This is a genomic window from Streptomyces prasinopilosus (assembly GCF_001419695.1).
GTDB classification, from domain to species: domain Bacteria; phylum Actinomycetota; class Actinomycetes; order Streptomycetales; family Streptomycetaceae; genus Streptomyces; species Streptomyces prasinopilosus.
The window spans coordinates 1-2,836 of record NZ_LIRG01000876.1; the positions used below are offsets into that span (position 1 = coordinate 1).

The 2,836-nt window shown below is 70.9% G+C and carries 3 protein-coding genes; 1 reads left to right on the forward strand and 2 read right to left on the reverse strand.

Going from position 1 to position 2,836, the window contains the following annotated elements; translation table 11 throughout:
* On the forward strand, window positions 1-1,391 hold a 1,391-nt coding region (locus tag AOK18_RS27895), incomplete at its 5' end, for a tetratricopeptide repeat protein (protein WP_157865250.1).
* A gap of 83 nt (window positions 1,392-1,474) precedes the next feature.
* Here AOK18_RS27895 and AOK18_RS27900 read toward each other — a convergent pair.
* Window positions 1,475-1,684 carry a DUF397 domain-containing protein gene (locus tag AOK18_RS27900; protein ID WP_055696127.1) on the reverse strand — a complete coding sequence of 70 codons (210 nt, stop codon included), beginning with the start codon at window positions 1,682-1,684 and terminating at the stop codon, window positions 1,475-1,477.
* Window positions 1,681-2,565, reverse strand: coding sequence for a helix-turn-helix domain-containing protein (locus AOK18_RS27905; RefSeq protein WP_055696128.1), 885 nt, complete (start codon window positions 2,563-2,565; stop codon window positions 1,681-1,683). The genes AOK18_RS27900 and AOK18_RS27905 overlap by 4 nt, the downstream gene beginning before the upstream one ends.
* Window positions 2,566-2,836: the final 271 nt, after the last annotated feature.

A 2,836-nucleotide genomic window follows, 5' to 3' on the forward strand; every position in this document is an offset into this window, starting at 1 on the left:
CCGCACCGGACGCCCCGCGGGTCACGGCCGACCAGGCCCACACGGTCCTGCGCCTGCTGCACCGCTACGCGCTCCTGACCTGCGACACCCGCGCCGAGCCCCGCGCCGTCCGCGTCCACGCCCTCACCGCCCGCGCCGTCCGCGAGAACACCCCCGCAGCCGACCTCCCGGACCTGGCGGTCGCGGCGGCCGGCGCGCTCCTCCACACCTGGCCCGAGACCGACCAGTCCCACGCCGGCCTGGCCGCGGTCCTGCGCGCCAACACCGACGCCCTGGCCGGCCACGCCCACGAACACCTGTGGATCCCCGAGGTGCACCCGGTCCTCTTCCGCGCCGGCAACAGCCTTCTCGACGCGGGACTGGCCGACGCCGCCGTCGACCATTGGCAGGGCATGGCCGAAACGGGTGAGCGGCTCCTCGAAGCCGACGACCCCGCCACCCTCACCGCCCGCTGCAACCTCGCCTCCTCCCACCGGCTGGCCGGGCGGAGCGACGAAGCCCTCGACCTGCTGGAGCGGGTACTGGCCGACAGCGAGCGGCTGCTCGGCGCCGACCACCCCGGCATCCTCGTGGTCCGTGCCCGTCTTGCCGTGTCCTATCAGGAGGCCGGGCGTATCGCCGAGGCCATTCGCCTACTGGAATGGGTACTGCCCCGCCGTGAGCGGCTGCTCGGGGACGACCACCCCGATGTCCTCACCGACCGCGCCCTCCTCGCCCTCTCCTACCAGCACGCCGGGCGCAACGGCGAGGCTTTCGACCTGCTGGAGCGGGTACTGGCCGACCGTGAGCGGCTGTTCGGGGACGACCATCCCCACACCCTCACCACCCGCGCCAATCTCGCCGCCGCCCACCAGAAGGCCGGGCGCACCGGCGAGGCCGTCGGTCTGCTGGAGCGGGTACTGGCCGACAGCGAGCGGCTGCTCGACCCCGGCCATCCCGACCTCCTCACCACCCGCGCCAATCTGGCCGTCTCCTACGGGCACGCCGGGCGCAACGGCGAGGCCGTCGAGCTGCTGGAGCGGGTGCTGGCCGACCGTGAGCGGCTGTTCGGGGACGGCCATCCCGACCTCCACACCACTCGCGCCAATCTGGCCGTCCTCTACGGGCACGCCGGGCGCAACGGCGAGGCCGTCGAGCTGCTGGAGCGGGTGCTGGCCGACCGTGAGCGGCTGTTCGGGGACGGCCATCCCGACCTCCTCACCACCCGCTACAACCTCGCCTCCTCCTACTGGCAGGACGGGCATACCGCCGAAGCCGTCGGCCTGCTGGAGCGGGCAGCGAGGGACGGCGAGCGACTGCTCGGCGCCGACCACCCCACGACCCTCACCATCCGCGCCGGCCTCGCCTCCGCCCGCCGGCGGCTGGCGGAGAAGGGCGGAGCCGCCGACTGAGGAACTCGCCGCGGAGACGCGCTTCGGCGGCCGCGACCTCGGCGTGGGAAGTACCGGAGGCCGAGGTCGGTGAGGAACCGCCGTCAGACCTCGGCCGCGTACGGCACGAAGCCGGCCCACGCGGCGGGGGCGAAGGCCAGCCGGCCGCCGTCCACGTCCTTGGAGTCACGGACGTGCACGGTGCCGGGCCCAGTGGCGATCTCGACGCAGGAGTCGCCCTCACTGCCACTGCTGTAACTGCTCTTGAACCAGACCAGGTGGGAGCCGTCCCTGGCTGAGGTATTCCGGATCATGTTTCCCCCAGCAATTGTTCGACGAAGACCATTGACTCACGTGGTGTGAGCGCTTGAGACCGGATGATGCCATACCGCAGTTCCAGGACGCGGAGCTGCTTCAGGTCGTAAACCGGCCGTCCATTGGCCACTGCCGGGGAGCGGCCGATCGCTGAACCGTCATCGAACTTGAGCACTTCGATGCTGCCGTCCACCCCGGCGTGCTCCTCACGCTCCATCGGCATGACCTGAAGCTCGACGTTGCGCAACCGCCCTGCCTCAAGGAGGTGTTCGAGCTGGGCACGCAGGACAGCCCTGCCGCCCAGTGGTCGTCGAAGCGTCCACTCTTCCAGGACGAAGCTGAGTTCGGGCGCAGGGTCCCGTTCGAAGATCGCCTTGCGTGCCACGCGTGCGGCAATGAACTGCTCCACCTCACCCGCTGAATAGGCGGGGCGCCGCATGGACAGAAGGGCACGTGCGTATTCCGGGTGCTGCAACAACCCATGGATGCTCAAGGGGTCGTAGAGCTGAAGCTCCACCGCCCGCCCCTCCATCTGCGCCAGGTCCCGCACCTTCTTCGGATACCGGACCTTCTTCACGTCCTCCTTCATCGCCGCAAGGAGTCCCCCGGCGCTCAGCACCTCGTCCGCCGTGTCCAAGAACTCGGGCCGGGGGATGCGCTTGCCGCTCTCGATCTTGTAGACGAGGTCGTCTCCGTAACCGACCGCTACCGCGAAGTCGCCGACCCGCATGCCCGCCGCCTCCCGGCGGAGCCTCAACTGCCGTCCCACGGTGGCCACCACCGCGAGGGCCCAGTCGTCGTCCGGGTCGACCTCCCACCCCGGCTCGTCCGTCTGGCCCGCCTCGGCCTCGACCCGCACCGCCTCGCCGTTCACCGACATGTCGCGCTCCTCCGTCGTACCGCGCCGTACCGTCGCGCGGTGCCGGTGGGAGCCGTGACGACAGGCCGGACAGGGCCGGACGAGCCATGGACGGTCACCCTACGCAGCGCCGCGATCACTCATCACGGTACGTCCGGTCGGCCACGCTGAGTGACGTGAATCAGGAAACTCAGGAAATCTCCGGGACGGACACCCGACCCGGCCGCGAAGTCCGCAACGTCACGGTGCTGTTGTCGTCCACCCCGCGCGGTGCCCGTCTCGCCCGCCTGCT